Below are 26,574 nucleotides of genomic sequence, written 5' to 3'. Positions count from 1 at the left end.
GTTGATACGAAAACTGGTTGTACTGCTGCTGATCGGTCTGTTCTCGGCGGCTTTGCTGTTGGGGTTTTCCGCGTGGAAATATGACGCTGCCTTGAAGCAGCCGTTGAATCTGACCCAGGAGCAATTGCTCGATGTGCCGGCCGGGGCGACGCCCACCGGGACCTTCAATCGCCTGGAAGCCGATGGCGTGCTCGACGGCGCGTTCTGGTTGCGCCTGTATTGGCGCTTCAACCTCGACGGCCAACCGCTGCACAGCGGTGAATACCGCATGACCCCGGGCATGACCGCCGAAGGCCTGATCGGCCTGTGGCAGCGCGGCGAAGTGGTGCAATACAGCCTGACGCTGGTGGAGGGCTGGAACTTCCGCCAGGTGCGTTCGGCCCTGGCCAAGCATGAAAAGATCGTGCAGACCCTGGCGGGCCTGAGTGACAGCGAAGTGATGGACAAGCTTGGCCATCCTGGCGTGTTCCCCGAAGGTCGGTTCTTCCCGGATACCTACCGCTTCGTGCGCGGCATGACCGATGTCGAGTTCCTGAAGAAAGCCTATAACCGCCTGGATGATGTCCTCGCCCAGGAGTGGAGCAAGCGCGCCGCCGACGTGCCCTATACCGACCCCTATCAAGCCTTGATCATGGCCTCCCTGGTGGAGAAAGAGACCGGTGTGCCGGAAGAGCGCGGGCAGATTGCCGGGGTATTCGTACGCCGCCTGAAGATCGGCATGCTGCTGCAGACCGACCCCACCGTGATCTACGGCCTGGGCGAGCGCTACAACGGCAAGTTGACCCGTGCGCACCTCAAGGAAGCCAACCCCTATAACACCTACATGGTGGCCGGCCTGCCGCCGACACCCATCGCCATGGTCGGCCGCGAGGCGATCCATGCCGCGTTGAACCCGGTGCCGGGCAGCAGCCTGTATTTCGTCGCCCGTGGCGACGGCAGCCATATTTTCTCCGATGACCTGGGTGCGCATAATGCCGCTGTGCGTGAGTTCCAGCTCAAGCGCCGTGCCGATTACCGCTCAAGCCCGGCACCGCTGGTAAAACCGCCGGAAGACCTGGCGCCGCCTGCTGATGCACCCGCCGAGCCCGCGCCGGATGACGCCGCGCCGCAAAGCCCGCAATGACTCTGACTAAGGACTGCCTGTGACTGGCTTGTTTATTACCCTGGAAGGCCCCGAAGGCGCCGGCAAAAGCACCAACCGCGATTACCTGGCCGGCCGCTTGCGCGCTGAAGGTGTCGAGGTGGTGTTGACCCGTGAGCCCGGCGGTACGCCACTGGCCGAGCGCATCCGTGACGTGTTGCTGGCCCCAGGCGAAGAACAGATGAACCCGGACACCGAGCTGTTGCTGGTGTTCGCTGCCCGTGCCCAACACCTGGCCGAGGTGATTCGTCCGGCCCTGGCCCGCGGTGCCGTGGTGATCTGCGACCGTTTTACCGATTCCACGTATGCCTACCAGGGCGGTGGCCGGGGTTTGTCCCTGGCGCGTATCGCCACCTTGGAAACCTTTGTGCAGGGTGATCTACGTCCCGACCTGACCCTGTTGTTCGACCTGCCGGTGGCAGTGGGCATGGCCCGCGCCAGCGCCCGTGGGCGTCTCGACCGTTTCGAACTGGAAGGCCAGGGGTTTTTCGATGCTGTGCGCAGCGCGTTTCTCAAGCGCGCCCAGGCTGAACCGGCGCGCTACCACCTGCTGGACGCGGCCCAGCCGTTGACGCAGGTGCAGCAGGCCATCGACGCCCTGTTACCCAAGCTGTTGGAGCGCGCCCGTGGCTGAAGCCTACCCATGGCAGGACGGTCTTTGGCAGCAGTTGGCCGGCCGTGCCCAGCACGCCCACGCCTATCTGCTGCACGGGCCGATCGGTATTGGTAAGCGCGATCTGGCTGAGCGACTCATGGCCAGCCTGCTGTGCCAGCGCCCGGTCAAACTTGAAGCCTGCGGCGAGTGCAAATCCTGCCTGTTGCTCAAGGCCGGCAGCCACCCGGACAACTACCTGCTCGAACCCGAGGAAGCCGATAAGGCGATCAAGGTCGACCAGGTGCGTGACCTCGTCAGTTTCGTGGTGCAGACCGCGCAGATGGGGGGGCGCAAGGTGGTGCTGATCGAGCCGGTGGAGGCGATGAACATCAACGCCGCCAATGCCTTGCTCAAGAGCCTGGAAGAACCCTCCGGCGACACGGTGCTGTTGCTGGTGAGCCACCAGTCCAGCCGCTTGTTGCCGACCATTCGCAGCCGTTGCGTACAGCAGGCCTGCCCGTTGCCGAGCGAGGCCATGAGCCTGCAATGGCTGGCGAAGGCGCTGCCGGATTCCTCCGCAGAGGAGCGGATCGAGTTGCTGACCCTGGCGGCCGGTTCCCCGCTGGCGGCCGTCAAGCTGCAAGCCCAAGGTGTACGTGAGCAACGCGCCCTGGTTGTGGATGGGGTGAAAAAACTGCTCAAGCAAGAGCTGTCCGCCACCCAGTTGGCTGAAAGCGCCTGGAAGGACATTCCCTTGCTGCTGCTGTTCGACTGGTTCTGTGACTGGTCGAGCCTGATCCTGCGCTACCAGTTGACCCAGGATGAAAACGGCCTGGGCCTGCCGGACATGCGCAAGGTGGTGCAATACCTCGCGCAGAAAAGTGCCCAGGACAAGGTGCTGACTATCCAGGACTGGATCCTCGCCCAGCGCCAGAAGGTGCTCGGCAAGGCCAACCTCAACCGCGTGCTGTTGCTTGAAGCGCTGCTGGTGCAGTGGGTCGGCTTGCTCGGCCGGCGTTAATTTCCGTGGCCGACGGGTGTATCGTTGGCCAGACACTTTCCGTGACCTAAGTCGTAATTTCCTATGCTTGTAGATTCCCATTGCCACCTTGATCGCCTTGACCTCGCCCAACACGGCGGCTCCCTGGATGCTGCCCTCGACGCTGCACGCCAGCGTGGGGTAGGGCATTTCCTGTGCATTGGCGTCAGCGCCGACAATGCTGCCGACGTCAAAGCCCTGGCCGAGCGTTATGCCGATGTGGATTGCTCGGTGGGTATCCACCCACTGGACCTCAAGCCCGGCGAAGCCCCGGCCCTCGACTGGCTGCTGGGCGAGCTCAATCACCCGCGGGTGGTGGCCATTGGCGAAACCGGCCTGGACTACCATTACGAGCCGGAAGCCGCCGAGTTGCAGCAGGCCTCGTTTCGCCTGCATTTACAGGCCGCCGGGCAAACCGGCAAGCCGGTGATCGTCCACACCCGTGGTGCCCGTGCCGACACCCTGGCCCTGCTGCGCGAAGCCGCGTTGCCCCAGGCCGGCGTGTTGCATTGCTTTACCGAGGATTGGGACATGGCCAGGGCCGCACTCGACCTGGGCTTCTATATTTCCCTGTCGGGCATTGTCACTTTCCGCAATGCCGATGCCCTGCGCGACGTGGCGCGCCAAGTGCCAGCCGACCGCCTGCTGGTGGAAACCGATTCGCCGTACCTGGCGCCGATTCCCCATCGTGGCAAACCGAACCTGCCTGAATATGTGCGGGATGTGGCGGACTACCTGGCGATGCTGCGCGGTGAGTCCTATGAGCGCTTTGCCGAGCAGACCACCGAGAACTTCAAGCGCCTGTTCCCGCTGGCCCACGTTGCTGCATGACAGGACTGAATCGCAGGCAAAAAAAACCCGGGTTCTGGGGGGTGAATCCGGGTTAAGACCATTAGGAGTAAACAAGGGCACACAGTCCGTCGGTACCCAGGTCGGCGCTTCACTTGGGGGAGATGTCACGCCGACAGTTCAAGTATTGATCAGTATCTGATTCAGTCCAGTCGCGACTGATCGTTTTTTAAACAGATTTGGAATACATGCGCTTCGCTTGAGTTCTCATTGGGCGGGTGCACGGGTGCAGTTGTTGCGTATTATTTCTGACTGATAGGCATGAAAACGTTGGCGCCTTGAAAGTAAAGTGCAGGGCGGGTTCACATAGACGTTGCCCAACGACCGTTCAGTCGGGATAATCCCTCGCACTGGGTAAATCGTATCGCCATGTATTCGTGGCCCTGCGCAGCCCTCCCTATTCCGACCTTTGCAGACCTCTTCCTCATGCACAAAGAACCCCGTAAGGTCCGTGAGTTTCGCCGCCGTGAGCAGGAAATTCTCGACACCGCACTCAAGTTGTTCCTCGAACAAGGCGAAGACAGCGTCACCGTCGAGATGATCGCGGATGCCGTGGGTATCGGCAAAGGCACGATCTACAAACACTTCAAGTCCAAGGCCGAGATCTACCTGCGCCTGATGCTCGACTATGAGCGCGACTTGAACGAGCTGCTGCATTCGGCCGATGTCGACAAGGACAAGGAGGCCCTGTCCCGCGCCTACTTCGAGTTCCGCATGCGCGACCCGCAGCGCTACCGCCTGTTCGACCGCCTGGAAGAGAAGGTGGTCAAGGGCCATCAAGTGCCGGAAATGGTCGAGGAACTGCACAAGATCCGCGCCTCGAACTTCGAGCGCCTGACCCTGCTGATCAAGGGCCGCATCAGCGAAGGCAAGCTTGAAGACGTACCGCCGTACTTCCACTACTGCGCCGCCTGGGCCTTGGTGCACGGCGCCGTGGCGCTGTACCACTCGCCGTTCTGGAGCAATGTGCTGGAAGACCAGGAAGGTTTCTTCCAGTTCCTGATGGATATCGGTGTGCGCATGGGCAACAAGCGCAAGCACAGCTCCGAGCCGGCACTGGTTGAAGCGGCCCCCGTCGAAACCCCGGCCACGTAATGATTTACTGCCAGGCGCAGTAACCCAGGAATATACTCAGGCAAGGATCTTGCTAAAAGCTGATTTATCAGTCAGTTTTTAGCGCGCCCGAATCATCCTCTGCCGGAGTGATCCATGATCGTTGATCGTCAAGGCAGGCGTTTTCGCAATTTGCGGATCAGCCTGACCTCAGCCTGCAATTACGCGTGTACCTACTGCGTGCCGAACGGCAAGCGGCTGGTGGCTGCCCAGGACGAACTCTCGGCCGAGGCCATGGCCCGTGGCGTGGCCTACCTGATCGAGGCCGCGGGCATCGACCGCTTGCGCATCACCGGTGGCGAGCCGCTGGTCAGCCCCAAGCTGGAAGCCTTCATGGGCGCGGTGGGGGGCATGGGCCTCAGCGATATCAGCCTGACCACCAACGGCCAGTTGCTGGCGCGCAAACTGCCGTTGCTGGTGGATGCCGGGATTCGGCGTATCAATGTTTCCCTCGACACCCTGGATGCCGACGCCTTCCGCAGCATCGCCCGTGGCGGCGACTTGGCCACCGTGCTCGATGGCATGGACCAGGCGCGTGCTGCCGGGATCAAGATCAAGGTCAACATGGTGCCGTTGCGCGGCCAGAACCTCGACCAGGTGATGCCGCTGCTCGACTACTGCCTGGAGCGTGGCTACGAGCTGCGTTTTATCGAGTTGATGCGCATGGGCCACCTGGCCAAGGACTCCAATGCCTTCCTGCAGCAGTTCGTCAGCCTGCAACAATTGCTCGGCCTGATCGGCGAACACCACGAATACCTGCAAGCCAACGCTCCCGTGGATGCCACGGCGGTACGCTACGAAGTGCCGGGCAAAGGCTTCTTTGGCGTGATCGCCAACGAAAGCGTGCCGTTCTGCCGCACTTGTTCACGGCTGCGCTTGTCGTCGACCGGCTGGCTGCATGGCTGCCTGTCGTCGAGCAACCGTCACTATGTCGGCGACCTGTTGGACAAGCCTCGCCACCAGGCGCTGCCGGCCCTGCAAGGCCTGCTGATGAAGGCCTTGGGGGACAAGCAGGAAGTGGCTTTCTCCGGCGGCGCGACGGTCATGAAGATCATCGGCGGATAATGCTTTCCCAAGATTAAACATCATCCAATGTGGGAGGGCGCAAGCCCCCTCCCACATTTAGTTCTGCGTTGTTTCCAAATGGCGCGGATTCTGCATCTCGTGCCCATTCGCCGGTTTTCCGTCACCGGCTTCTGGAGGATTAGGATGCGTAGTCTGGTTTTGTTGCTGGCGTCGTTGACGCTGAGTGGTTGCATGACCGTCAGCGATATGGCCGAAGGCACCCGTTATCAGATGAGCGACGCCGGGTTGCTGGACCACAGCGACACTCGTCGGACTGCCTCGGTGCGCATACAGCCGGATTCCTTTGTCTTTATTGCCCAGGGCGCCTTCGTACCGCCCGGCAGCGCCTACCCGCGGCCGAATGTGGTGGCGGAGGAAGCTTTCAACGGTTTCGTCGAATACTTCCCCATGGTGCGCCGCGCTCGTCAGCCGGAAGGCCTGGAGCAGGCGATGGCCGAAGCCCGTGCGGCGGGTGCCCATTACCTGCTGTACTGCCGCTTCGCCAAGGCCGATGACCGTATCGGCAACGCCGACGAATGGGCTGATCAAGAGGCGCTGGACCGACTTGGCCTGGACAACGGCGTTATCCAGATCATGTTGATCGAGACCAGCACCCAGTATTTGATTGATACTGCACGTATTCGCAGTCGTGGCGGTTTACTGACGTTCCACGACAACAAGCCAGAAGACCTGATTGCCCGTCCCTTGGCGCAGTACGCCCGAGGCCTGCTGGGCATGGGCGATCAGTAACACCAAGGAGAACACCATGACCGATTCCGCCAAGGCCAACGATCTATTGGCTCAGTTGCCCAAGGGCAAGGGACCGGCGCCGGTGCATCTGTGGAACCCGGATTTCTGCGGCAACATCGACATGCGCATCGCCCGTGATGGCACCTGGTTCTACCAGGGCACGCCGATCGGGCGTAAGCCGATGGTCAAGTTGTTCTCTACTATCATCCGCCGCGATGGCGATGATTACTTCCTGATCACCCCGGTGGAAAAAGTCGGTATCACCGTCGATGATGCGCCCTTTGTCGCGGTTACCCTCGACGTCGAAGGGCAGGGCGAAAGCCAGGTGCTGCGCTTCACCACCAACGTCGACGAGCAGGTGGCAGCCGATATCGAGCATCCACTGCGGGTGGTGATCGACCCCGTCACCCAGGAACCGTCCCCCTATCTGCGGGTGCGTACCAACCTCGAAGCCCTGGTGCATCGCAATGTGTTCTACCAGTTGGTAGAGTTGGCAGTGAGCCGTCCGATCAATGGTCAGAACTGGCTTGGCGTATGGAGCGGCGGCGAGTTTTTCCGTATTGGCCTGGAGCCGTGAAGCCGGTTTTTTCATCTCCCTGAAATAATTCCCTTGCTGCAAATGGCCGCTTTCGGTTATCAATTTGTACATGATTAGACATGTCCGATTTGATAAGAAAAAACGCGTCGTCGACGAGCTCATCCGCCGTATCGAGGGAGGGGTGATGGCCGACGGTTTCCTGTTGCCGGGCGAGCATCAACTGGCTGAAGAGTTTGCGGTCAGCCGGGGCACGCTGCGTGAAGCCCTCGCCGAACTCAAAAGGCGCAATTACATCGCGACCCAGAGCGGCGTGGGCTCCATCGTCACATTTGATGGCATGGCGCTGGATCAAACCAGTGGTTGGGCCCAGGCCCTGGCGGACACTGGGGCCTTGGTGACCACCGATATCCTACGCCTGGAAGCGGTGACGCGCGCCGATCTGTTCAGTCGCTTCGGCACCGACCAATTCATCGCCCTCGACCGCCGTCGCCGCACGACTGATGGCACGGCCGTTTCCCTTGAGCGCTCGCTGATGCCGGCGTCCGGTGGCCTGGAAAGCCTGCCGCGCGTTGGGCTGATCGACAATTCCCTGACCATCACCCTGGCAGCCTACGGTTACGTCGGTGCCGAAGGTGACCAGTGGATCGGCGCCGAGCCCCTCAGCGATGAAGACGCCGAGCTGCTTGGCCGACCTGCCGGTACCGTGTTCCTCAAGGCCTCGCGCACCACCTACGATCGCCGCGAGCGCTTTATGGAGTACGTCGAAAGCCTGCTCGACCCTCTGCACTTTCGCCTGCACCTGCAGTTTGGATCTTCGAAATGACCCCCAATACCCGCGCCCTCGGCGCTTTCTACGGCCTGGCGTTGGGCGATGCCCTGGGCATGCCCACCCAATCCCTGAGCCGTGAGCACGTGCAACAGCGCTTTGGTGCCATTACCGGCCTGGAAGATGCCGACGCCGACCAACCCATCGCGCCCAATATGCCGGCGGGCTCCATCACCGATGACACCGAGCAAGCGATCCTGGTCGGTGAGCTGCTGGTCGAGGGCCAAGGCAAGATCGACCCCAGCGTGCTCGCCCGGCGCCTGATCGATTGGGAAGCGGTGATGCGCGCCAAGGGTTCCCAGGATCTGCTTGGCCCGTCGACCAAGCGTGCAATCGACATGATCCTCAACGGCCATACCCCGGAAGAATCCGGGCGCTACGGCACCACCAATGGTGCCGCCATGCGCATCACGCCCGTGGGAATCGCCGCCAATGTCAGCGACCCGGCGCGATTTATCCAGGCGGTGATCCAGGCCTGCCAGGTCACCCACAACACCACCCTGGGCATCTCCAGCGCAGCGGCAGTGGCGGCGGTGGTGTCCGCAGGCATCAACGGTGTGGACTTGGGTGAAGCCTTGAATATCGGCACCCAGGTGGCTCAACAGGCGGAAGGCCATGGCCATTGGATTGCCGGCGGGCGCATCTCCACCCGCATCAGTTGGGCGCGCACCCTGAGCGTCGGCAGCGGCGACACAGCCCTGTTCGCCGACCTGCTGTATGAATTGATCGGCACCTCCGTCGCCTCCCAGGAGTCGGTGGTGGTGTCGTTTGCCCTCGCCCAGCAAGTGGCGGTGGGGGCCATGAACGCGTTCGAAGCCCTGTGCCTGGCTGCCAGCCTGGGCGGCGATACCGACACGATTGCCGCGATGCTCGGCGCGATGCTCGGTGCCTGCCTCGGCCTGCAGTGCTGGCCCGAATCGATGATCGAACAGGTCAAGCAGGTCAACGGCCTCGATCTGCAGCCGTTGGTTCAAGGCTTGCTCGCATTGCGCTGAGTCAGGAAGACCGCGTATCCGCCACAACCACAACAATACAGGCACCAGGAGCACCACTCATGAGCAGCACTTCTTCCGGCCAAAGCGCCGGGCAATTGGAAACCCGCGGTATCGAACCGGTCCCTGAAGGCGAGTGCAACGGCCATCCACTGCAACTGTTCTGGGTGTGGTTCGCCGCCAATATCAGCATCCTCGGCCTGCCCCTCGGCGCCACCCTCGTGGCGTTTCGCGGCCTGGCCATCTGGCAGGCGATCATCGTCGCGATCCTCGGCGCCGCGGGCTCGTTTGCCGTGGTGGGCATCATCTCCATCGCCGGCCGTCGCGGCCGTGCCCCCAGCCTGACCTTGTCCCGCGCCATCTTCGGCGTGCGCGGCAATATTGGCCCGACGCTGGTGTCGTTGATGTCGCGCCTGGGTTGGGAAACCGTCAACACCACCACGGCTGCCTTCGTGTTGCTGTCGTTGTGTTCGATTCTGTTCGGCTCTGCGGTGGAGGCGAAAAGCGCACCGGTCCTCACCCTGATCTTCATCGGCATTTTCGTGTTGCTGACCTTGGCCGTTTCGGGCCTCGGCCACGCCACCTTGCTGGTGATCCAGAAGTGGGCCACCTACGTGTTCGGCGCGTTGAATATCCTGGTGGGCGGTTTCCTCTGCGCCACCATCGACTGGAGCGCGGTGTTCAACGCCACCCCGGCTCCTCTGAGCGCGATGATCATCGGCGTCGGTACCATGGCCGCCGGTACCGGTATCGGCTGGGCCAACGCCGGTGCCGATATGTCGCGCTACCAGCACCGCAGCGTCACCGCCGTGCGCCTGGTGGCGTCGGCGGCGTTTGGTGCGGGCATTCCGCTGGTGTTGCTGATTACCCTCGGCGGCCTGCTGTCGGTCGGCAACAACGATCTGGCCGCGGCCACTGACCCGATCATCGCGATCCGCGACATGCTGCCCACCTGGATGGCGGTGCCGTACTTGATCACCGCGTTTGGCGGGCTGCTGCTGTCGAACAACCTGTCGGTGTATTCGGCCGGCCTCACCACCTTGACCCTTGGCCTGAAGGTCAAGCGCGTGCATGCGGTGATCGTCGACATCGTGGCGATCTTCGCCGGTTCCATCTACTTCATGCTGATCGCCGACAGTTTCTACGGCCCGTTCATCACCTTCATCTCGTTGCTGGCGGTGCCGATCACCGCGTGGGTGGGGATCTTCGTGGTCGACCTGATCCATCGTCACTACTACAGCCCCAAGGACCTGCTGGACGTGAGCCCGAGCAGCGCCTACTGGTATCGCGGCGGTGTGGAATGGCGTGCCTTCGGCGCCTGGGCCGTGGCCATCGTGCTGGGTTTCAGCTTCACCACCATTGGCACCACTGCCGAGAACATCTGGTTCGCCGGGCCGTTGTCCGACTCCTGGCTCGGCCACAACGGCCTGGGCTGGATCGTCACCTTCCTGGTTGCCGGTGGGATTTATGCGGTACTGGGCGGCGCGGCTGACCGTCGTCCGGCGTTGGTAGAGAGCCCTAATGTCTAGATTGCTGCACACCGGCCAGGTCATCGTCGACCTGGTCATGGCCCTCGACACCTTGCCCGCGACCGGCGGCGACGTGCTGGCCAAGTCCGCCAGCTTCGAAGCTGGCGGGGGCTTCAATGTGATGGCGGCGGCGCGGCGCAATGGCTTGCCGGTGGTCTATCTGGGCCGTCACGGCACTGGCCGCTTCGGCGATCTGGCCCGCGCGGCGATGCAGGCCGAGGGCATTGAAATGGCCCTGGCAGCCAGCAGCGCAAAGGACACTGGCTTGTGTGTGTCCCTGACCGAAGCCACGACCGAGCGCACGTTCATTTCCCATATCGGCGTCGAGGGTGAACTCAGCCAGGAGGATTTGACCGCCGTCGCAGCGCGCGCCGACGACTACGTCTATGTCAGTGGCTACAGCCTGCTCCTGGAAGGCAAGGCCCAGGCGCTGATCGACTGGCTGCTGGCACTGCCCCGGGAAGTCGTGGTGGTGTTCGATCCGGGGCCGCTGGTCAAAGCGCCGGATTCGGCCTTGATGGGTGCGCTGTTGCCACGTATCGATATCTGGACCAGCAATGGTCCTGAAGCCTTGGCGTTTACCGGCGTGGCGGACATCGCTGCCGCGTTGCCGGCGCTCAGCCAGCACCTGCGCGCCGAGACGCTATTGGTGGTGCGTGACGGACCGAATGGCTGCTGGGTGGGGCGTGCGGGTCAGATCGAGCATGTGCCTGGCTTCAAGGTACAGGCGGTCGACAGCAATGGCGCGGGGGATGCGCATGCAGGAGTGTTTATTGCGGGGTTGGCGGCGGGTTTGAAACCAGCGGCGGCAGCACGGCGGGCGAATGCAGCGGCAGCCTTGGCGGTGACGCGTTGGGGGCCGGCAACTTCCCCAGGCAGCGCCGAAGTCGACGTATTACTCACCGAATAAGCGCGGAAAAAATGTGGGAGGGGGCCTCCCACATTGGGTTTTGCATGAGGGCTACTGGCGCGTTTCACCTTCGAGCTTGCGCGCTTCATCCACACCTGACGCCGTCAACTTGATCGGCAGATTCAGCGAGTATTCACCGGCGTCGTCGGTGGTCACATGCCCATCCTTGATCAGCCCGCGGTCCTGCAGAAATGCCAACGCACTGGCGACCACTTTCTCTCCGCGGTAGTTATCCAGCACCTCCTTGCCCAGCCCCTGGGGATGAGCGTGCAGCAGGCGGGTGAGGACTTCTTTTTCAAGGTCTTTATCGACGTTCATGCGTACCTCTTCATTGGGGAATGATCGGGTGTTGCGATTGTGTGTGAAGCGTTAAGGCGCAGGCTGTTTCGGCGCGCCTGGCAGGTTCGAGTCATCGCCTTTATTGATCTTCGGCTCATTCACCGAAGGGCCCATTTTGCCGTTGCCGACGGCCGCTGGCGCCTGGCGTTGGGTATCGTGACCCTGGGTATGCGGGTCGGCACCATTGGTGTTATCGATGACCGCACCACCGTTGGTGTCCAGGCCGGTGCCCATGGATTTTTGCGATTCGCTGGTGGCGTCCGGGTTGGTAGGACCGGTGGACGACGTGGCAGCGAAACCACTCAGCGAAACCGAAGACAACAGGCCGGCAAATGCGAAGGCGGCAAACTTGGAATGCTTCATGAGGGTGTCTCCATATGATTGATGTCCTTACCCTCTATTGGTCAGTTGTGCCTTGATGATCGTGCCTGGGTGGCGACGAACGGTGCTGTGGCACCTGTAAGATTTTGTGTGTCGGCTGCCGGGCTCCCCATAAATTGCACTGCAATCAGTCATCAAAGCGCCTTAGTATGTGTGCTTTGAAATTGCCAAGGCTCGCCCATGACCATCGAGATTCGCCCCGCCGTGCCCAGCGATGCTGCGCAGATCCTGACTTTCATCACCGAACTCGCCGAGTACGAGAAAGCCCGGCATGAAGTGATCGCCAGCGTGGTGGATATCCAGCGCAGCCTGTTCAGCGAGGGCGCCACGGCCCATGGCCTGATCTGCTCGCGGGATGGTTTGCCGATTGGGTTTGCGGTGTTCTTTTTCAGCTATTCCACGTGGCTGGGCAGCAACTGCCTTTACCTCGAAGACCTGTACATCAACCCGGAACAACGTGGCGGCGGGGCGGGCAAGAAGCTGTTGCGCCACTTGGCGAAGATTGCCTTTGATAACGGGTGCGCGCGCTTCGAGTGGAGCGTACTGGACTGGAACGAGCCGGCGATTGCCTTCTACAAATCCATCGGTGCCCAGCCGCAGGAGGAGTGGGTGCGTTATCGCATGGAAGGTGATGCGCTGCGGGACTTCGCCCTCGGCTGAAGCCACCTTCTTGAACACACTGTAGATCAAATGTGGGAGGGGGCTTGCTCCCGATAGCGGTGAATCAGTCAGCCTTTCTGTAGCTGACGTGCCGCTATCGGGAGCAAGCCCCCTCCCACATTATTTTTTGATTTTGCTCACTATATGGGATGCAAATTTATATATTGAGATATTTCAAATGATGGGTTTATAGTCGTCTGCATCAGCACTCACTGCCAAAAATAAAACAGGTGAAGCGATGCAGCCCCAACCGTTGTCATTACCCGCCGTGCCCGAGCCAACCTACGGCGAGCGCCTGAAGAACAAGGTGGTGATCATCACCGGCGCCGCTCAGGGCATTGGTGAGGCGATCGTCGCGTGTTTCCAGGCCCAGCAGGCGCGCCTGGTGATCGCCGATATCCAGGGCGACAAGGTCGAAAAAGTCGCTGCCCACTGGCGCGAACGCGGCGCCGAGATCTACGCCCAACCCGTCGATATCACCTGCAAAGCGCAATGGCTGGCGTTGGTCAATGTGGCCATTGAGCGCTTCGGCCGGGTGGATGTGCTGGTCAACTGCGCCGGGGTCAACGTGTTCCGCGACCCGCTGGAGATGAGCGACGAAGACTGGCGCCGTTGCTTCGCCATCGACCTCGACGGCGCCTGGTACGGCTGCCGCACGGTGTTGCCGCACATGATCGAGCAGGGCATCGGCAACATCATCAACATCGCCTCCACCCATTCCAGCCACATCATTCCCGGCTGTTTCCCTTACCCTGTGGCCAAGCATGGCCTGCTCGGCCTTACCCGCGCCCTGGGTATCGAATACGCGCCCAAGGGCATCCGCGTGAATGCCATCGCCCCGGGCTATATCGAGACCCAGCTCAACGTCGACTACTGGAACGGTTTCCCAGACCCCCACGCCGAGCGCCAGCGCGCGTTCGACCTGCACCCGCCCAAGCGCATCGGCCAGCCCGTCGAGGTGGCGATGACGGCGCTGTTCCTGGCCACCGACGAGGCGCCCTTTATCAATGCCACCTGCCTGATGATCGATGGCGGGCGGTCGGTGATGTACCACGACTAGAACTTGCCACTCCCAATAACAACAAGAGGTGCCGTTCATGAAAAAAGCAATACGCGTACTGGCAGCTGCCGCCGTGCTCAGCGGCCTCAGTACTTTCGCATTTGCCGAGGAAGTGAAGATCGGTTTCCTGGTCAAACAGGCCGAGGAACCGTGGTTCCAGACCGAATGGGCCTTTGCCGAAAAAGCCGGCAAGGAACATGGCTTTACCGTGATCAAGATCGCCGTGCCCGATGGCGAGAAAACCCTCTCGGCCATCGACAGCCTGGCCGCCAACGGCGCCAAGGGCTTTGTCATCTGCCCGCCGGACGTGTCCCTGGGCCCGGCCATCGTCGCCAAGGCCAAGGCCAACGGCTTGAAAGTGATTGCCGTGGATGACCGTTTTGTCGACGCCAAGGGCAACTTCATGGAAGACGTGCCGTACCTGGGCATGGCCGCGTTTGAAGTCGGCCAGAAACAAGGCGCGGCCATGGCTGCCGAAGCGAAAAAACGCGGTTGGGACTGGAAGGACACCTACGCGGTGATCAACACCTTCAATGAACTCGACACCGGCAAGAAACGCACCGACGGCTCGATCAAATCCCTGGAAGAAGCCGGCATTCCCAAGGACCACATCCTCACCGCCGCACTGAAAACCCTCGACGTCCCCGGCAGCATGGACGCCACCAACTCGGCCCTGGTCAAGCTGCCCAGCGGCGCGAAAAACCTGATCATCGGCGGCATGAACGACAACACCGTGCTCGGCGGCGTGCGCGCCACCGAAAGCGCCGGTTTCGCCGCCGCCAATGTGATCGGCATCGGCATCAATGGCACCGACGCCATCGGCGAACTGAAGAAAGCCAACAGCGGCTTCTTCGGCTCGATGCTGCCGAGCCCGCACATCGAGGGCTACAACACTGCGCTGATGATGTACGAGTGGGTCACCAAGGGCACCGAGCCGCCTAAATACACGGCCATGGATGAAGTGACCCTGATCACCCGCGCCAACTTCCAGGAAGAACTGACCAAGATCGGGCTGTGGAAATGACGGCGGCGGCCCTGCGTTTTGACGCTATCGGCAAAACCTTTCCCGGGGTCAAGGCGCTGGACGGCATCAGCTTCACCGCCCACCCGGGGCAGGTGCACGCCCTGATGGGCGAGAACGGTGCGGGCAAGTCGACGCTGCTGAAGATCCTCGGTGGCGCCTATATTCCCAGCAGCGGCAGCGTGCAGATCGGCGCGCAGACCATGGCGTTCAAGTGCGCCGCCGACAGCATCGCCAGTGGCGTGGCGGTGATTCACCAGGAACTGCACCTGGTGCCGGAAATGACCGTCGCCGAAAACCTGTTCCTCGGGCATTTGCCCGCGCGCTTCGGCGTGGTCAACCGGGGCCTGCTGCGCAAGCAGGCCCTGGCTTGCCTCAAGGGCCTGGCGGATGAAATCGACCCCGAGGAAAAACTCGGCCGCCTGTCCCTGGGTCAGCGCCAACTGGTGGAAATCGCCAAGGCGCTGTCCCGTGGCGCCCATGTAATTGCCTTCGACGAACCCACCAGCAGCCTGTCGGCGCGGGAGATCGACCGCTTGATGGCGATCATCGCGCGCCTGCGGGACGAGGGCAAAGTGGTGCTCTACGTGTCGCACCGCATGGAAGAAGTGTTCCGCATCTGCAACGCGGTCACGGTGTTCAAGGACGGCCGTTACGTGCGCACTTTCGATGACATGAGCGCGCTGACCCACGACCAATTGGTGACCTGCATGGTCGGCCGCGACATCCAGGACATCTACGACTACCGCCCGCGCGAGCATGGTGAGGTGGCGCTCAAGGTCGACGGCTTGTTGGGCCCGGGTTTGCGTGAGCCGATCAGTTTTGAGGTGCGCAAAGGCGAGATTCTCGGCCTGTTCGGCTTGGTGGGGGCAGGGCGCACGGAGCTGTTCCGCTTGCTCAGCGGCCTGGAGCGCGCCAGCGCCGGCAGCCTTGAGTTATGCGGGGAGGCCCTGCAACTGCGCTCACCCCGCGACGCCATCGCCGCCGGTGTGCTGCTGTGCCCGGAAGACCGCAAGAAGGAAGGCATCATTCCGCTGTCCAGCGTCGCCGAGAACATCAATATCAGCGCCCGTGGCGCCCACTCTTCGTTTGGCTGGTTGCTGCGCGACGGTTGGGAAAAGGGCAATGCCGACCAGCAGATCAAGGCGATGAAAGTCAAAACCCCGACCGCCGCGCAAAAGATCATGTACCTGTCCGGCGGCAACCAGCAGAAAGCCATTCTCGGCCGCTGGCTGTCGATGCCGATGAAGGTCCTGCTGCTGGACGAGCCGACTCGTGGTATCGACATCGGCGCCAAGTCGGAGATCTACCAGATCATTCATAACCTCGCGGCCAAGGGCATTGCAGTCATTGTGGTGTCCAGCGACCTGATGGAAGTGATGGGCATCTCCGATCGCATCCTGGTGATGAGCGAAGGCGCGCTGACCGGCGAACTGAGCCGCGATCAAGCGGATGAAGCACGCCTGCTGCAACTGGCACTCCCGCGTTCGCGGGCTTGAAGAATAAGAGGGTGTAGGCATGTCTCAGGTAAAAACTGCAAAGGGCTTCTGGCCGGGTTTCAACCAGCGCAAGTTTCTCGATGACTGGGTGATGCTGCTGGCGGCATTGGGCATCTTTGTGCTCAGCGCGCTGTTTATCGACAACTTCCTCTCGCCGCTGAACATGCGTGGCCTGGGCCTGGCGATTTCCACCGTGGGCATCGCCGCCTGCACCATGCTGTTCTGCCTGGCGTCGGGGCACTTCGACCTGTCGGTGGGCTCGGTGATCGCCTGCGCCGGTGTGGTGGCGGGGATCGTGATTCGCGACACCGACAGCGTGGCGCTCGGTGTGTCCGCTGCATTGGCCATGGGGTTGGTGGTGGGGCTGATCAACGGCATTGTCATCGCCAAGCTGCGTATCAATGCGTTGATCGCGACGTTGGCGACCATGCAGATCGTGCGCGGCCTGGCCTATATCTTCTCCAACGGCAAGGCGGTGGGGGTGATGAACGAGGATTTCTTCGTGTTCGGCAACGGCCAACTGCTGGGCGTGCCGGTGCCGATCATCATCACCGTGCTGTGCTTTGTATTTTTTGGCTGGCTGCTCAACTACACCACCTATGGGCGCAACACCATGGCCATCGGCGGCAACCAGGAGGCCGCGTTGCTCGCCGGGGTGAACGTTGATCGCACCAAAATCATCATCTTTGCCGTGCACGGCCTGATCGGCGCGCTGGCCGGGGTGATCCTCGCTTCGCGCATGACCTCTGGCCAGCCGATGATCGGCCAAGGGTTCGAGCTGACGGTGATTTCCGCCTGCGTGCTGGGTGGGGTGTCGTTGAGCGGCGGCATCGGCATGATCCGCCATGTGATTGCGGGTGTGCTGATCCTGGCGATCATCGAGAACGCGATGAACCTGAAGAACATCGACACCTTCTACCAGTACGTGATCCGCGGCTCGATCCTGTTGCTGGCGGTCATCATCGACCGCATGAAGCAGCGCTAGATCGAACACCACCCACCTTTGGATCGCCACTGTATTGAGGGACGGTATTTGCCATAATGCCCCCGCTTTCATACCTATAGGCCCGATATGCAGGAAAACGCCCACACCCCCGTCAAAGACGCTGCCCCCACCGGCACCCAGACCCTGCTGCGTGGCCTGGGCGTCGTGCAGGCGGTGGCGGCCGGAGCGCGGGATCTGAAAGAGATCGCCAGGCGCATCGGCACCACCCGCAGCACCACCCACCGCCTGGCCAGTTGCCTGGTGGAAGAGCGTTACCTGCGCGTGGTACCGCAAGTCGGCTACCTGTTGGGGCCGAAGTTGATCGAACTGGGGTTTCAGGCCCGCGAAGAGCTGCCGCTGGTGACCCTGGCGGTGCCGTACCTGGATGAGCTGTCGGCATTGACCGGCGACACCATCCACCTGGCCATTCGCGAATACGACGACGTGCTTTACCTGCACAAGAACCCTGGCCGCAACGGTCCGGAAATGCGCTCGCGGGTCGGCCATCGCATGCCGTTGGCGCGCACGGGCGTGGGCAAGGCGATGCTGCTGGATGACTCGGTGCAAGAGTGGCAGCGCTTGTACGAGACCAGCCTGCCCGCGGGTGGGAAAAACCTGCAATGGCCGCAGCATCCAGAACAATCCTGGGCGCAGTTCGAGCAGCGCATGCGTGAGTATGTGGTGGGCGGGTATGCGTTCGACCTGGAAGACAACGAACCGTCGATCCGTTGCGTAGCGGCACCGGTGCGCGATGCCAGCCGGCGAATCGTCGCCGGCATCAGCATCGCCAGTACTGTGCCCTACATGCCGCTGGAGAAAATGGCCGAGCTGATCCCTGTGATCAAACAGGTCGCAGCGCGGCTGTCGGCAGAGCTGGGCGCGAAGGCCTGATCAGGCCTTCAAGGTCGCCATGTCGATGACAAAGCGGTACTTCACATCACCGGCGATCATGCGGGCGTAAGCCTCGTTGATCTGGCGGATGTCGAGCATTTCGATGTCGCAGGTGATGCCATGCTCGGCGCAGAAATCCAGGACTTCCTGGGTTTCGGCAATGCCACCGATCAGCGAACCGGCCAGCACTTTACGCCCCAATACCAGTTTGGCGGCGTTGACCGGTGGGTCCACGGGCTCGATCAGGCCAACCAGAATGTGCACGCCATCAAAGCGTAATACGTCGAGGTAGGGGTTCAGGTCGTGCTGCACCGGGATGGTGTCGAGCAGGAAGTCAAAGCTGCCGGCGGCGGCTTGCATCTGTTCGGCATCGGTGGACACGATCACATGGTCGGCACCCTGGCGACGACCTTCTTCAGCCTTGCTCGCCGAGCGGGTGAACAGTGTCACTTCCGCGCCCATGGCCTTGGCGAACTTGATGCCCATGTGGCCCAGGCCACCCATGCCGAGAATCCCGACCTTGTCGCCAGCCTTGACGCCGTAGTGCTTGAGCGGCGAATAGGTGGTGATGCCCGCGCACAGGATCGGCGCGGCGCTGGCCAGGTCGAGCTTGGCCGGGATCTTCACCACGAAGTGCTCGCTGACCACGATGCTGTCGGAGTAACCGCCCATGGTGTTGCTGCCATCGACGCGGTCCGGTGTGGCGTAGGTCATGGTCGGGCCTTCGAGGCAATATTGCTCCAGGTCCGATTTGCACGCTTCGCAGTGGCGGCACGAATCGACCATGCAGCCGACACCGACGAGGTCGCCGGCTTTATGCGCGGTCACGCTGGCGCCGACGACGGTGACCTTGCCGACGATCTCGTGGCCCGGCATCAGCGGGTACACGGCGATGCCCCATTCGTTGCGCGCCTGGTGGATGTCGGAGTGGCACACGCCGCAGTAGAGAATCTCGATGGCCACGTCATCGGCGCGCGGGCTGCGGCGTTCAAACGACATGGGGGCGAGGGGAGTGGTGGCCGACTGGGCGGCGTAACCGATGGCGGTATACATGGCGAAAACCTCGCAAAAGCAGGGACAGATGAGGCGGGCCATTTTCCCCGTCACCCCCTGATGCGGCCATGGCGATTGCTCCGAGTCTCATGCCTATTCGTCCGGGAGTGCCCCCTGTTTGGATTCATCGGCGGCCAGACCTGCGATGATGCTCTCATCCCTTATTCGCGAAGTTTTTTGCCATGCTGTTGACCCGCCATGTTGATGCCAACGCCACGCTGGTTGCCCTGATCGAGGGGCTGACGTCCCGCGACGGTTTCTCCCCGACCCACCTGCCGGGTGTGCAAGTACTGCGCGCCAGTTGCGACGTGGCACGTGGCCCGCAGATCTACGAGCCGAGCCTGATGTTCGTCGCCCAAGGCAGCAAGGTCGCCTACCTGGGCCCGCGTACGCTGGAGTATGGCGCCGGGCACTACTTGATCCAGGCGATGCCGGTGCCGTTCGAGTGCGAGACGTTCGCCATGGCGCCCGGTGCGCCGCTGCTGGGGGTGACCGTGGGCATCGACCGCGTGGTGCTGGGTGAGTTGGTGATGGCCATGGGCATGCAGGCCGGTCCGCCGCCGACCGCGCAAACCCTGGAGTCGATGAGTTCGGTGGTCCTGGATGACGCCATGCGTGGCTGCGTCGAGCGGCTGCTGCAGTGCCTGCACGATCCACTGGAAAGCCGGATCATGGGCCCGGCGCGGGTGCGGGAATTATTGTTCACCGCCTTGCGTGGCCCCCAGGCCGATGTGCTGCGCGCCTTGGTGGAACAGCAGGGGCAGTTTTCGCGGATCGCCACGTCGTTGAATCACCTGCATGCCCATTACGCCGAGCCGCTGAATATCGAGACGTTGGCGGGGTACGCGCATATGAGTGCGTCGACGTTTCACGAGCATTTCAAGCGTTGCACGCTGCTGTCGCCGGTGCAGTACTTGAAGCGTTTGCGCTTGCTCAAGGCTCAGCAGTTGCTGCTGGTGGAGGGCATGGGCGTGGCGCAGGCGGCGCACAGCGTGGGGTACCAGAGTACGTCGCAGTTCAGTCGCGAGTACAAGCGCTACTTCGAGCGTAACCCTGGCGAAGAGCGGGCTGCATAGTCATTTCAGGCAAGCCCCCTCCCACAGTTGACCGAGTTTGACTGCATAAAAAAGGCTCCCATTCGGGAGCCTCGCTTGGCTTACATATTCGGGTAAGTCGGCCCACCCGCACCTTCCGGTGTGACCCACGTGATGTTCTGCGAAGGGTCCTTGATGTCACAGGTCTTGCAGTGCACGCAGTTCTGGGCGTTGATCTGGAAGCGCTTCTCGCCGTCTTCCTGGGTGATCACTTCATACACGCCGGCCGGGCAGTAACGCTGCGCCGGTTCATCGTAGAGCGGCAGGTTGGTGCCGATCGGGATGCTTGGGTCTTTCAACTTCAAGTGGCACGGCTGCTCTTCTTCGTGGTTGGTACCGGAGATGAACACCGAGCTCAACTTGTCGAAGCTCAACTTGCCGTCGGGTTTCGGGTAGTCGATCTTCTTGCTGTCCTTGGCCAGCTTCAGGCAGGCGTAGTCCGGCTTGGTGTCGTGCAGGGTGAACGGCATCTTGCCGCCGAGGATGTTCTGGTCCAACCAGTTGAAGCCGGCGCCGATGATCGGGCCGAACTTGTGCATGGCCGGGCCGAAGTTGCGGCTAGCGAACAGTTCTTCGTAGAGCCAGCTGGATTTGAAGCTGTCAACGTAAGCGGTCAGCTCATCACCCCCTTCGGACTCGGCAAACAGGCGGTCGGCCACGGCGTCGGCGGCGAGCATGCCGGACTTCATGGCGGTGTGGCTGCCTTTGATCTTGGCGAAGTTGAGGGTGCCCAGGTCGCAGCCGATGAGCGCGCCGCCCTTGAAGACCATCTTCGGCAGCGAATTCAGGCCGCCTTTGCAGATGGCGCGTGCGCCGTAGCTGATACGCTTGCCGCCCTCCAGGTACTGGGCCAGCACAGGATGGTGCTTGAGGCGCTGGAACTCATCGAAGGGCGACAGGAAAGTGTTGCTGTAGGACAGGTCGACGATCAGGCCAACCACCACCTGGTTGTTTTCCAGGTGATAGAGGAACGAGCCACCGGTGTTCTCGTTGCTCATGATGTCCAGCGGCCAACCGGCGGTGTGCACCACCAGGCCTGGCTGGTGCTTGGCCGGGTCGATTTCCCAGATTTCCTTGAGGCCGATGCCGTAGTGCTGGGCGTCGGCGTCGCTGTCCAGGTTGAAACGCTGGATCAACTGCTTGCCGATATGCCCACGGCAGCCTTCGGCGAACAGCGTGTACTTGCCACGCAGTTCCATGCCCGGGGTGTAGACGCCTTCTTTTGGCTGGCCTTCACGGTCGACGCCGAGGTCACCGGTGATGATCCCGCGCACCACGCCGTTTTCATCGAACAGTGCTTCCTGGGCGGCGAAGCCTGGGTAGACTTCCACGCCCAGGTTCTCGGCCTGCTGGGCCAGCCAGCGGCACAGGTTGCCCAGGGAGATGATGTAGTTGCCTTCGTTGTGCATGGTCTTGGGCACGAAGAAGTCAGGCACCTTGGTGGAGGTGTCGGCGCTGCGCAGCACATAGATGTCATCGCGCACCACGGGGGTATTGAGCGGGGCGCCGAGTTCCTTCCAGTCCGGGAACAGTTCGTTCAGGGCACGGGGTTCGAACACGGCACCGGAGAGGATGTGTGCGCCCACTTCGGAGCCTTTCTCGACCACGCAGACGCTGATTTCCTTACCGGCTTCGGCGGCCTTCTGCTTCAGTCGGCAGGCGGCAGACAGGCCCGCCGGGCCAGCGCCGACGATGACCACGTCGAATTCCATGTATTCGCGTTCCACAGGCTATCTCCTACTCAAGGCTCAACAGGCTTTTTTTCTAATGGGTGGAGGTTCGGTGTCGTGTCCGTCATCGCCGTGCGCAACGGCAGGGGATGACCCACCTGTCTCTCTAGGTGGCGCATTATATATAGACCACTGTCAGCGTCCAATACAAACGTTTGTTTGAATTGCCCGCAGGCTAGGTAAATCAAAGCAACGCGGCTTATGACTGGCCATTTTGCCGTATTGACCAGAATAGGCGTTCCGGTCAATATACGGTCGGTTTTGCACAGACCGTAGGCAGACTGTAGGTTTCAAGAGCACGTCCAAAAGCACGGCAAAGGCAAAACAGGTGACGCGCGTTTAATTGATGGCGCGCAGTTTACACGCCGCGATAAAGAATGACCTCCCAGTCACCACTGACGAACGGTCATCACTTCCCGTGAGCAAGGTCATTCGCCGCCGTTTTTGGAGGTGCCCTTGTGTGCCGATGAGCATCAACCGCCAGGTTCGCCTAGGCGACTTTCTTTTCACCGGAGAGTAACGAGGAATCCATGAAGGTTCTTGTAGCTGTCAAACGCGTTGTCGATTACAACGTGAAAGTTCGCGTCAAGGCGGACAATTCCGGCGTCGACCTTGCTAACGTCAAGATGTCGATGAACCCTTTCTGTGAAATCGCCGTGGAAGAAGCCGTACGCCTGAAAGAGAAAGGCGTGGCGACTGAAATCGTTGTGGTTTCCATCGGCCCGACCACTGCTCAAGAGCAGTTGCGTACCGCCCTGGCACTGGGTGCCGACCGCGCTATCCTGGTCGAGTCCGCTGAAGAACTGACCTCCCTGGCCGTGGCCAAGTTGCTCAAGGCCGTTGTCGACAAGGAACAGCCTCAGCTGGTGATCCTCGGCAAACAGGCGATCGACAGCGACAACAACCAGACTGGCCAGATGCTGGCTGCACTGACCGGTTACGGCCAGGGCACCTTCGCTTCGAAAGTCGAAGTGAGCGGCGACAAGGTTGCCGTAACCCGCGAAATCGATGGCGGCGCGCAGACGGTTTCCCTGAAACTGCCGGCCATCGTCACCACCGACCTGCGTTTGAACGAGCCGCGCTACGCGTCCCTGCCAAACATCATGAAAGCCAAGAAGAAGCCTCTCGAAGTGCTGACTCCGGATGCTTTGGGCGTTTCCACCGCCTCCACCAACAAGACCGTCAAAGTCGAAGCGCCGGCTGCACGCAGCGCGGGCATCAAGGTCAAGTCGGTGGCTGAACTGGTCGAGAAACTGAAAAACGAAGCGAAGGTAATCTAATCATGACTATCTTGGTAATCGCAGAACACGACAATAAGGTGCTGGCCCCGGCCACCCTGAACACTGTTGCTGCTGCCGCTAAAATCGGTGGCGACATCCACGTACTGGTTGCCGGTCAAGGCGCTGGCGCCGTGGCTGAGGCTGCAGCCAAAGTGGCTGGCGTGAGCAAAGTACTGCTGGCCGACAACGCCGCTTACGCTCACCAACTGCCGGAAAACGTTGCCCCCCTGGTAGCAGAGCTGGGCGCTGGCTACAGCCACATCCTGGCTGCCGCTACCTCCAACGGCAAAAACATCCTGCCACGCGTTGCCGCGCAGCTGGACGTTGACCAGATCTCCGAGATCATCTCGGTAGAAAGCGCCGACACCTTCAAGCGCCCGATCTACGCCGGTAACGCCATTGCCACCGTGCAATCGACCGCTGCCGTCAAAGTCATCACCGTGCGTGCCACCGGTTTCGATCCGGTTGCCGCTGAAGGTGGCTCGGCTGCCGTTGAAGCCGTCTCCGCGGCCCACGACGCTGGCACCTCCAGCTTTGTCGGCGAAGAGCTGGCCAAGTCGGACCGTCCTGAGCTGACCGCTGCCAAGATCGTCGTTTCCGGCGGCCGTGGCATGCAGAACGGCGACAACTTCAAGCACCTGTACGCCCTGGCCGACAAGCTCGGCGCTGCGGTCGGCGCCTCCCGCGCGGCCGTCGACGCAGGCTTCGTACCCAACGACATGCAGGTCGGCCAGACCGGCAAGATCGTTGCGCCACAGCTGTACATCGCCGTCGGTATCTCCGGCGCGATCCAGCACTTGGCCGGTATGAAAGACTCCAAGGTGATCGTCGCGATCAACAAAGACGAAGAAGCACCGATCTTCCAGGTGGCCGATTACGGCCTGGTGGCGGACTTGTTCGAAGCCGTACCTGAGTTGGAGAAGCTGGTCTAATCCAGCCGCTTCACTTATAAAGAGCCCGGTCTAGTGACCGGGCTTTTTTTGGCCCGGGCTTTTTTGAACGCCGGAGAAACCGCCATGGAACTGCGCCCCTGGGCCGTACTGCTGGGACTTACGCTGCTGCCGAGCCTGACCCAGGCAGCCGGCAAATGTGATCGCCTGGTGATCACCGGCAGCCCGGACGCACCGCCGCTGCTGTGGCGTGACCCCCAAGACCCGACGCACCTGATCGGCGCCACCGCCGATGTCTTGCAACAGGTAGCCAAGGAGCTTGGGTTGAAAATCGACCTGCTCTACGGCGGTAAGCGTTCCCTGGCCCTGGACGAAGTGCGCAGCGGGCGCATGGATATCCTCGCCGATGCACCGCTGAACCTTGGCGAGCTGGAAACCCTCGACTACATCCACCCCGCGCTGGTACAGCTCGATTATCTGGTCTGGACCCGCAAGGATTCGGCGCTGGCCTATACCACGGCGGCGGACCTGCATGGCCACAAGGGTGCAGTGTCGGAACGTGCGCGCTTGAGCCGCGACTTTGAAACCTTCGCCGGCCAGCAACTGACCCTGCAACGCCTGCCCACGTTGACCCCGGCCTTCCAGAAACTGCTGCTGGGGGAAGTGGACTACGTGCTGGCCGGGCGTTACTCCGGCATGGCCATGGCCCAGACATTAGGGATGAGCAATGACCTGGTCGCCCGCGACGTGCCTGTCGATCAGCCCGGCCTGTACCTGGCGATTTCCCACAACTCGGCCTGCAATGATCCGTGGCTGCGCGGACAGCTGGCCAAAAAGATGACAGAATTGCCCGGGTCTGGTGTGACGGAAGCCGCGCTGCAGCGCAATCTGGAGCGTTGGAAAGCGCAATTGCAACAACCCGTCGGCACCCCAACAAAGTAGGGATTTTCAGTGACTCTTCGACCTTTTTTCGCGGCCCTCGCCGTTGTCGCTCTGGCGGGATGTGCAGCCGATCCTGCGCCGAATGAACAAATTCGCCTCACCCAGCAAGCCCTGGAACAAGCCAACGCCGTGGGCGCCAGCGCCGATGAATCACCCGAACTGAAACTGGCCGAGGACAAATTCGCCCAGGCCAAGGCCGACATGGCCGAGCAATCCTACAAGGACGCGCGCATGCAGGCCGAACAGGCCGAGCTGGATGCGCGCCTGGCCGAAGCCCAGGTGCTGACCCGCAAGAGCCAGGAACAACTGAACGTGCTCAACACCCGCATCACGCGCCTGCGCAAGCAATTGCAGCTGGGAGAAGCCCAATGAACCCGATGATCCGTGGTCTGGGCTGTGTCGTGCTGCTGGGCAGTGCGGCACTGGGCGGTTGTGCCAGCCACCCCAGTGGCGAACAGGCCTTGCAACAGGCGGGCAGCGACTTCCAGAAGGTCAAGGAAGACGCCAACGTGCTGCGTATCGCACCCAAGGACGTGATCCGCGCCGGTGAATCCCTGGCGCGGGCCGACCGCTTGTCCAGTTACTGGGGCAGCGGCCCCGACGTGGTGCATTACGCCTACCTGAGCCAGCGCTACAGTGCCATCGCCCGCGAACACACCGAGCAGACACTTAACGAAGAGCGTGCCGCCAAGCTCGAACTGGAACGCCAGCGCCTGCAATTGGCCCTGCGCGAAAGCAAGCTGATCAGCGTGCAGCAGCAGGGTAAATGGCTCGAAGAACAGATCGCCAGCCTGACCACCACCCAGACCGATCGCGGCCTGGTGATGACCCTGGGCGACGTGCTGTTCGATACCGGTGAAGCGGAGTTGAAAAATTCGGCCAACCGCACTGTGTTGAAAATCGTGCAGTTCCTGCAACTGAACCCCAAGCGTGTGGTGCGCATCGAGGGGTACGCCGACAATACCGGTGGTCAGCAGGAAAACCTCAAACTGTCCCGTGATCGTGCGCAATCGGTGGCCGATGTGCTGGTGGACCTGGGGATCGATGAGAAGCGCATCCAGGTTGAAGGCTACGGCGACCAGTACCCGGTGGAAGCCAACGCCTCCGAGCGTGGCCGCGCGCAGAACCGTCGCGTGGAAATAGTGTTCTCCGACGAGAAGGGCCAGTTGGGCGCCGCTCGCTGAAGCCTTGCGCAAATCAAAAGTGTGGGAGGGGGCTACACCCGATAGCGGTGGATCAGTCACTATTTTCGGCGACTGACACTCCGTCATCAGGAGCAAGCCCCCTCCCACATTGTTCTGTATACATCTGAGTATTCTCTCCACTCACCTTACAGTTTTTACTGTCACTCCCGCGCGCGCTCGACTATTGTGGCAACTGTCCCCGTACACTTCTAAACTGT

General features: G+C 61.6%; 28 protein-coding genes. 24 read left to right on the top strand and 4 right to left on the bottom strand.

Annotation, left to right across the window (positions count from 1 at the left end; translation table 11 throughout):
- Position 1: 1 nt before the first annotated feature.
- The 12 genes from mltG (at position 2) to J3D60_RS13975 (ending at position 11,347) form a co-directional block, all read left to right on the top strand.
- Complete coding sequence (mltG, locus tag J3D60_RS14030) at positions 2-1,123, top strand: endolytic transglycosylase MltG (protein WP_065939057.1); 1,122 nt, start codon at positions 2-4, stop codon at positions 1,121-1,123.
- 19 nt (positions 1,124-1,142) lie between these two features.
- Positions 1,143-1,775, top strand: a complete 633-nt coding sequence (tmk, locus tag J3D60_RS14025; RefSeq protein WP_027607811.1) for a dTMP kinase — start codon at positions 1,143-1,145, stop codon at positions 1,773-1,775.
- The gene (locus tag J3D60_RS14020; protein ID WP_253491773.1) at positions 1,768-2,757 is read left to right on the top strand and encodes a DNA polymerase III subunit delta'; all 990 of its coding nucleotides are present in this window, start codon (positions 1,768-1,770) and stop codon (positions 2,755-2,757) included. Before tmk ends, J3D60_RS14020 begins: the two co-directional genes overlap by 8 nt.
- Positions 2,758-2,820: 63 nt before the next feature.
- A complete protein-coding gene (locus tag J3D60_RS14015; protein WP_065939055.1) occupies positions 2,821-3,606 on the top strand; it encodes a TatD family hydrolase in 786 nt (261 codons plus the stop codon).
- A 444-nt stretch (positions 3,607-4,050) separates the two neighbouring features.
- Positions 4,051-4,719, top strand: a complete 669-nt coding sequence (locus J3D60_RS14010; protein ID WP_027607814.1) for a TetR/AcrR family transcriptional regulator — start codon at positions 4,051-4,053, stop codon at positions 4,717-4,719.
- 114 nt (positions 4,720-4,833) lie between these two features.
- Positions 4,834-5,802 (top strand): GTP 3',8-cyclase MoaA, encoded by a 969-nt coding sequence (locus J3D60_RS14005; protein WP_027607815.1) that lies wholly within the window; start codon positions 4,834-4,836, stop codon positions 5,800-5,802.
- Between the two features lie 144 nt (positions 5,803-5,946).
- Positions 5,947-6,552, top strand: a complete 606-nt coding sequence (locus J3D60_RS14000) for a DUF4823 domain-containing protein (RefSeq protein WP_027607816.1) — start codon at positions 5,947-5,949, stop codon at positions 6,550-6,552.
- 16 nt (positions 6,553-6,568) lie between these two features.
- The gene (locus J3D60_RS13995; RefSeq protein WP_065939054.1) at positions 6,569-7,129 is read left to right on the top strand and encodes a DUF1285 domain-containing protein; all 561 of its coding nucleotides are present in this window, start codon (positions 6,569-6,571) and stop codon (positions 7,127-7,129) included.
- Between the two features lie 70 nt (positions 7,130-7,199).
- On the top strand, positions 7,200-7,913 hold the full coding sequence (locus J3D60_RS13990; RefSeq protein WP_253491771.1) for a GntR family transcriptional regulator: 714 nt from the start codon (positions 7,200-7,202) through the stop codon (positions 7,911-7,913).
- Positions 7,910-8,911: an ADP-ribosylglycohydrolase family protein gene (locus tag J3D60_RS13985; protein ID WP_253491769.1), complete on the top strand. Its 1,002-nt coding sequence runs from the start codon at positions 7,910-7,912 to the stop codon at positions 8,909-8,911. The genes J3D60_RS13990 and J3D60_RS13985 overlap by 4 nt, the downstream gene beginning before the upstream one ends.
- Positions 8,912-8,970: 59 nt before the next feature.
- The gene (locus J3D60_RS13980; RefSeq protein ID WP_065939052.1) at positions 8,971-10,437 is read left to right on the top strand and encodes a cytosine permease; all 1,467 of its coding nucleotides are present in this window, start codon (positions 8,971-8,973) and stop codon (positions 10,435-10,437) included.
- Positions 10,430-11,347 carry a PfkB family carbohydrate kinase gene (locus tag J3D60_RS13975; RefSeq protein ID WP_253491767.1) on the top strand — a complete coding sequence of 306 codons (918 nt, stop codon included), beginning with the start codon at positions 10,430-10,432 and terminating at the stop codon, positions 11,345-11,347. Before J3D60_RS13980 ends, J3D60_RS13975 begins: the two co-directional genes overlap by 8 nt.
- A gap of 51 nt (positions 11,348-11,398) precedes the next feature.
- Here J3D60_RS13975 and J3D60_RS13970 read toward each other — a convergent pair whose 3' ends face one another.
- Entirely contained in the window at positions 11,399-11,665 is a 267-nt protein-coding gene (locus J3D60_RS13970; RefSeq protein ID WP_027607822.1) for a hypothetical protein, read from the bottom strand.
- Between the two features lie 51 nt (positions 11,666-11,716).
- Positions 11,717-12,049: a hypothetical protein gene (locus tag J3D60_RS13965; RefSeq protein WP_253491765.1), complete on the bottom strand. Its 333-nt coding sequence runs from the start codon at positions 12,047-12,049 to the stop codon at positions 11,717-11,719.
- 198 nt (positions 12,050-12,247) lie between these two features.
- Here J3D60_RS13965 and J3D60_RS13960 point away from each other — a divergent pair, with 198 nt between their 5' ends.
- The 6 genes from J3D60_RS13960 to J3D60_RS13935 all read left to right on the top strand — a co-directional run bounded on the left by J3D60_RS13960 (position 12,248) and on the right by J3D60_RS13935 (position 18,183).
- Positions 12,248-12,727, top strand: coding sequence for a GNAT family N-acetyltransferase (locus J3D60_RS13960; RefSeq protein ID WP_027607824.1), 480 nt, complete (start codon positions 12,248-12,250; stop codon positions 12,725-12,727).
- A 238-nt stretch (positions 12,728-12,965) separates the two neighbouring features.
- Positions 12,966-13,787, top strand: coding sequence for an SDR family oxidoreductase (locus J3D60_RS13955; protein WP_065939050.1), 822 nt, complete (start codon positions 12,966-12,968; stop codon positions 13,785-13,787).
- Positions 13,788-13,824: 37 nt separating this feature from the next.
- Positions 13,825-14,811, top strand: a complete 987-nt coding sequence (locus tag J3D60_RS13950; protein ID WP_065926341.1) for a substrate-binding domain-containing protein — start codon at positions 13,825-13,827, stop codon at positions 14,809-14,811.
- A complete protein-coding gene (gene araG, locus J3D60_RS13945) occupies positions 14,808-16,307 on the top strand; it encodes an L-arabinose ABC transporter ATP-binding protein AraG (RefSeq protein ID WP_253494006.1) in 1,500 nt (499 codons plus the stop codon). The genes J3D60_RS13950 and araG overlap by 4 nt, the downstream gene beginning before the upstream one ends.
- A gap of 19 nt (positions 16,308-16,326) precedes the next feature.
- Positions 16,327-17,292: an L-arabinose ABC transporter permease AraH gene (araH, locus tag J3D60_RS13940; protein ID WP_065924819.1), complete on the top strand. Its 966-nt coding sequence runs from the start codon at positions 16,327-16,329 to the stop codon at positions 17,290-17,292.
- 87 nt (positions 17,293-17,379) lie between these two features.
- A complete protein-coding gene (locus J3D60_RS13935) occupies positions 17,380-18,183 on the top strand; it encodes an IclR family transcriptional regulator (RefSeq protein ID WP_027603627.1) in 804 nt (267 codons plus the stop codon).
- Here J3D60_RS13935 and J3D60_RS13930 read toward each other — a convergent pair whose 3' ends face one another.
- Entirely contained in the window at positions 18,184-19,236 is a 1,053-nt protein-coding gene (locus J3D60_RS13930; protein ID WP_253491764.1) for an NAD(P)-dependent alcohol dehydrogenase, read from the bottom strand.
- A 182-nt stretch (positions 19,237-19,418) separates the two neighbouring features.
- Here J3D60_RS13930 and J3D60_RS13925 point away from each other — a divergent pair, with 182 nt between their 5' ends.
- Positions 19,419-20,312 carry an AraC family transcriptional regulator gene (locus J3D60_RS13925; RefSeq protein WP_027603629.1) on the top strand — a complete coding sequence of 298 codons (894 nt, stop codon included), beginning with the start codon at positions 19,419-19,421 and terminating at the stop codon, positions 20,310-20,312.
- An 80-nt stretch (positions 20,313-20,392) separates the two neighbouring features.
- On the opposite strand, the gene J3D60_RS13920 is transcribed toward J3D60_RS13925, so the two are convergent.
- Complete coding sequence (locus J3D60_RS13920) at positions 20,393-22,057, bottom strand: electron transfer flavoprotein-ubiquinone oxidoreductase (RefSeq protein WP_065940717.1); 1,665 nt, start codon at positions 22,055-22,057, stop codon at positions 20,393-20,395.
- A 533-nt stretch (positions 22,058-22,590) separates the two neighbouring features.
- Between J3D60_RS13920 and J3D60_RS13915 the strand changes: the two genes are divergently transcribed.
- The 5 genes from J3D60_RS13915 (at position 22,591) to J3D60_RS13895 (ending at position 26,356) form a co-directional block, all read left to right on the top strand.
- The gene (locus J3D60_RS13915; RefSeq protein WP_065940716.1) at positions 22,591-23,340 is read left to right on the top strand and encodes an electron transfer flavoprotein subunit beta/FixA family protein; all 750 of its coding nucleotides are present in this window, start codon (positions 22,591-22,593) and stop codon (positions 23,338-23,340) included.
- Positions 23,341-23,342: 2 nt separating this feature from the next.
- Entirely contained in the window at positions 23,343-24,272 is a 930-nt protein-coding gene (locus J3D60_RS13910) for an electron transfer flavoprotein subunit alpha/FixB family protein (protein WP_027603632.1), read from the top strand.
- Positions 24,273-24,356: 84 nt separating this feature from the next.
- Positions 24,357-25,172 carry an ABC transporter substrate-binding protein gene (locus J3D60_RS13905; protein ID WP_027603633.1) on the top strand — a complete coding sequence of 272 codons (816 nt, stop codon included), beginning with the start codon at positions 24,357-24,359 and terminating at the stop codon, positions 25,170-25,172.
- Between the two features lie 9 nt (positions 25,173-25,181).
- A complete protein-coding gene (locus J3D60_RS13900; RefSeq protein WP_027603634.1) occupies positions 25,182-25,544 on the top strand; it encodes a DUF4398 domain-containing protein in 363 nt (120 codons plus the stop codon).
- Positions 25,541-26,356: an OmpA family protein gene (locus J3D60_RS13895; RefSeq protein WP_065940715.1), complete on the top strand. Its 816-nt coding sequence runs from the start codon at positions 25,541-25,543 to the stop codon at positions 26,354-26,356. Before J3D60_RS13900 ends, J3D60_RS13895 begins: the two co-directional genes overlap by 4 nt.
- Positions 26,357-26,574 lie beyond the last annotated feature (218 nt).

Source organism: Pseudomonas sp. S3E17 (assembly GCF_024168685.1).
In the GTDB taxonomy this organism is placed as follows: Bacteria; Pseudomonadota; Gammaproteobacteria; order Pseudomonadales; family Pseudomonadaceae; genus Aquipseudomonas; species Aquipseudomonas marginalis.
This window is presented reverse-complemented; position numbering and strand designations above follow the sequence as displayed.

Coding starts and splice junctions, on each gene's coding strand:
- J3D60_RS14015 (WP_065939055.1), top strand. CDS start 2,821: ATGCTTGTAGATTCCCATTGCCACCTTGATCGCCTTGACCTCGCCCAA.
- J3D60_RS14010 (WP_027607814.1), top strand. CDS start 4,051: ATGCACAAAGAACCCCGTAAGGTCCGTGAGTTTCGCCGCCGTGAGCAG.
- J3D60_RS14005 (WP_027607815.1), top strand. CDS start 4,834: ATGATCGTTGATCGTCAAGGCAGGCGTTTTCGCAATTTGCGGATCAGC.
- J3D60_RS14000 (WP_027607816.1), top strand. CDS start 5,947: ATGCGTAGTCTGGTTTTGTTGCTGGCGTCGTTGACGCTGAGTGGTTGC.
- J3D60_RS13995 (WP_065939054.1), top strand. CDS start 6,569: ATGACCGATTCCGCCAAGGCCAACGATCTATTGGCTCAGTTGCCCAAG.
- J3D60_RS13990 (WP_253491771.1), top strand. CDS start 7,200: ATGATTAGACATGTCCGATTTGATAAGAAAAAACGCGTCGTCGACGAG.
- J3D60_RS13985 (WP_253491769.1), top strand. CDS start 7,910: ATGACCCCCAATACCCGCGCCCTCGGCGCTTTCTACGGCCTGGCGTTG.
- J3D60_RS13980 (WP_065939052.1), top strand. CDS start 8,971: ATGAGCAGCACTTCTTCCGGCCAAAGCGCCGGGCAATTGGAAACCCGC.
- J3D60_RS13975 (WP_253491767.1), top strand. CDS start 10,430: ATGTCTAGATTGCTGCACACCGGCCAGGTCATCGTCGACCTGGTCATG.
- J3D60_RS13970 (WP_027607822.1), bottom strand. CDS start 11,665: ATGAACGTCGATAAAGACCTTGAAAAAGAAGTCCTCACCCGCCTGCTG.
- J3D60_RS13965 (WP_253491765.1), bottom strand. CDS start 12,049: ATGAAGCATTCCAAGTTTGCCGCCTTCGCATTTGCCGGCCTGTTGTCT.
- J3D60_RS13960 (WP_027607824.1), top strand. CDS start 12,248: ATGACCATCGAGATTCGCCCCGCCGTGCCCAGCGATGCTGCGCAGATC.
- J3D60_RS13955 (WP_065939050.1), top strand. CDS start 12,966: ATGCAGCCCCAACCGTTGTCATTACCCGCCGTGCCCGAGCCAACCTAC.
- J3D60_RS13950 (WP_065926341.1), top strand. CDS start 13,825: ATGAAAAAAGCAATACGCGTACTGGCAGCTGCCGCCGTGCTCAGCGGC.
- araG (WP_253494006.1), top strand. CDS start 14,808: ATGACGGCGGCGGCCCTGCGTTTTGACGCTATCGGCAAAACCTTTCCC.
- araH (WP_065924819.1), top strand. CDS start 16,327: ATGTCTCAGGTAAAAACTGCAAAGGGCTTCTGGCCGGGTTTCAACCAG.
- J3D60_RS13935 (WP_027603627.1), top strand. CDS start 17,380: ATGCAGGAAAACGCCCACACCCCCGTCAAAGACGCTGCCCCCACCGGC.
- J3D60_RS13930 (WP_253491764.1), bottom strand. CDS start 19,236: ATGTATACCGCCATCGGTTACGCCGCCCAGTCGGCCACCACTCCCCTC.
- J3D60_RS13925 (WP_027603629.1), top strand. CDS start 19,419: ATGCTGTTGACCCGCCATGTTGATGCCAACGCCACGCTGGTTGCCCTG.
- J3D60_RS13915 (WP_065940716.1), top strand. CDS start 22,591: ATGAAGGTTCTTGTAGCTGTCAAACGCGTTGTCGATTACAACGTGAAA.
- J3D60_RS13910 (WP_027603632.1), top strand. CDS start 23,343: ATGACTATCTTGGTAATCGCAGAACACGACAATAAGGTGCTGGCCCCG.
- J3D60_RS13905 (WP_027603633.1), top strand. CDS start 24,357: ATGGAACTGCGCCCCTGGGCCGTACTGCTGGGACTTACGCTGCTGCCG.
- J3D60_RS13895 (WP_065940715.1), top strand. CDS start 25,541: ATGAACCCGATGATCCGTGGTCTGGGCTGTGTCGTGCTGCTGGGCAGT.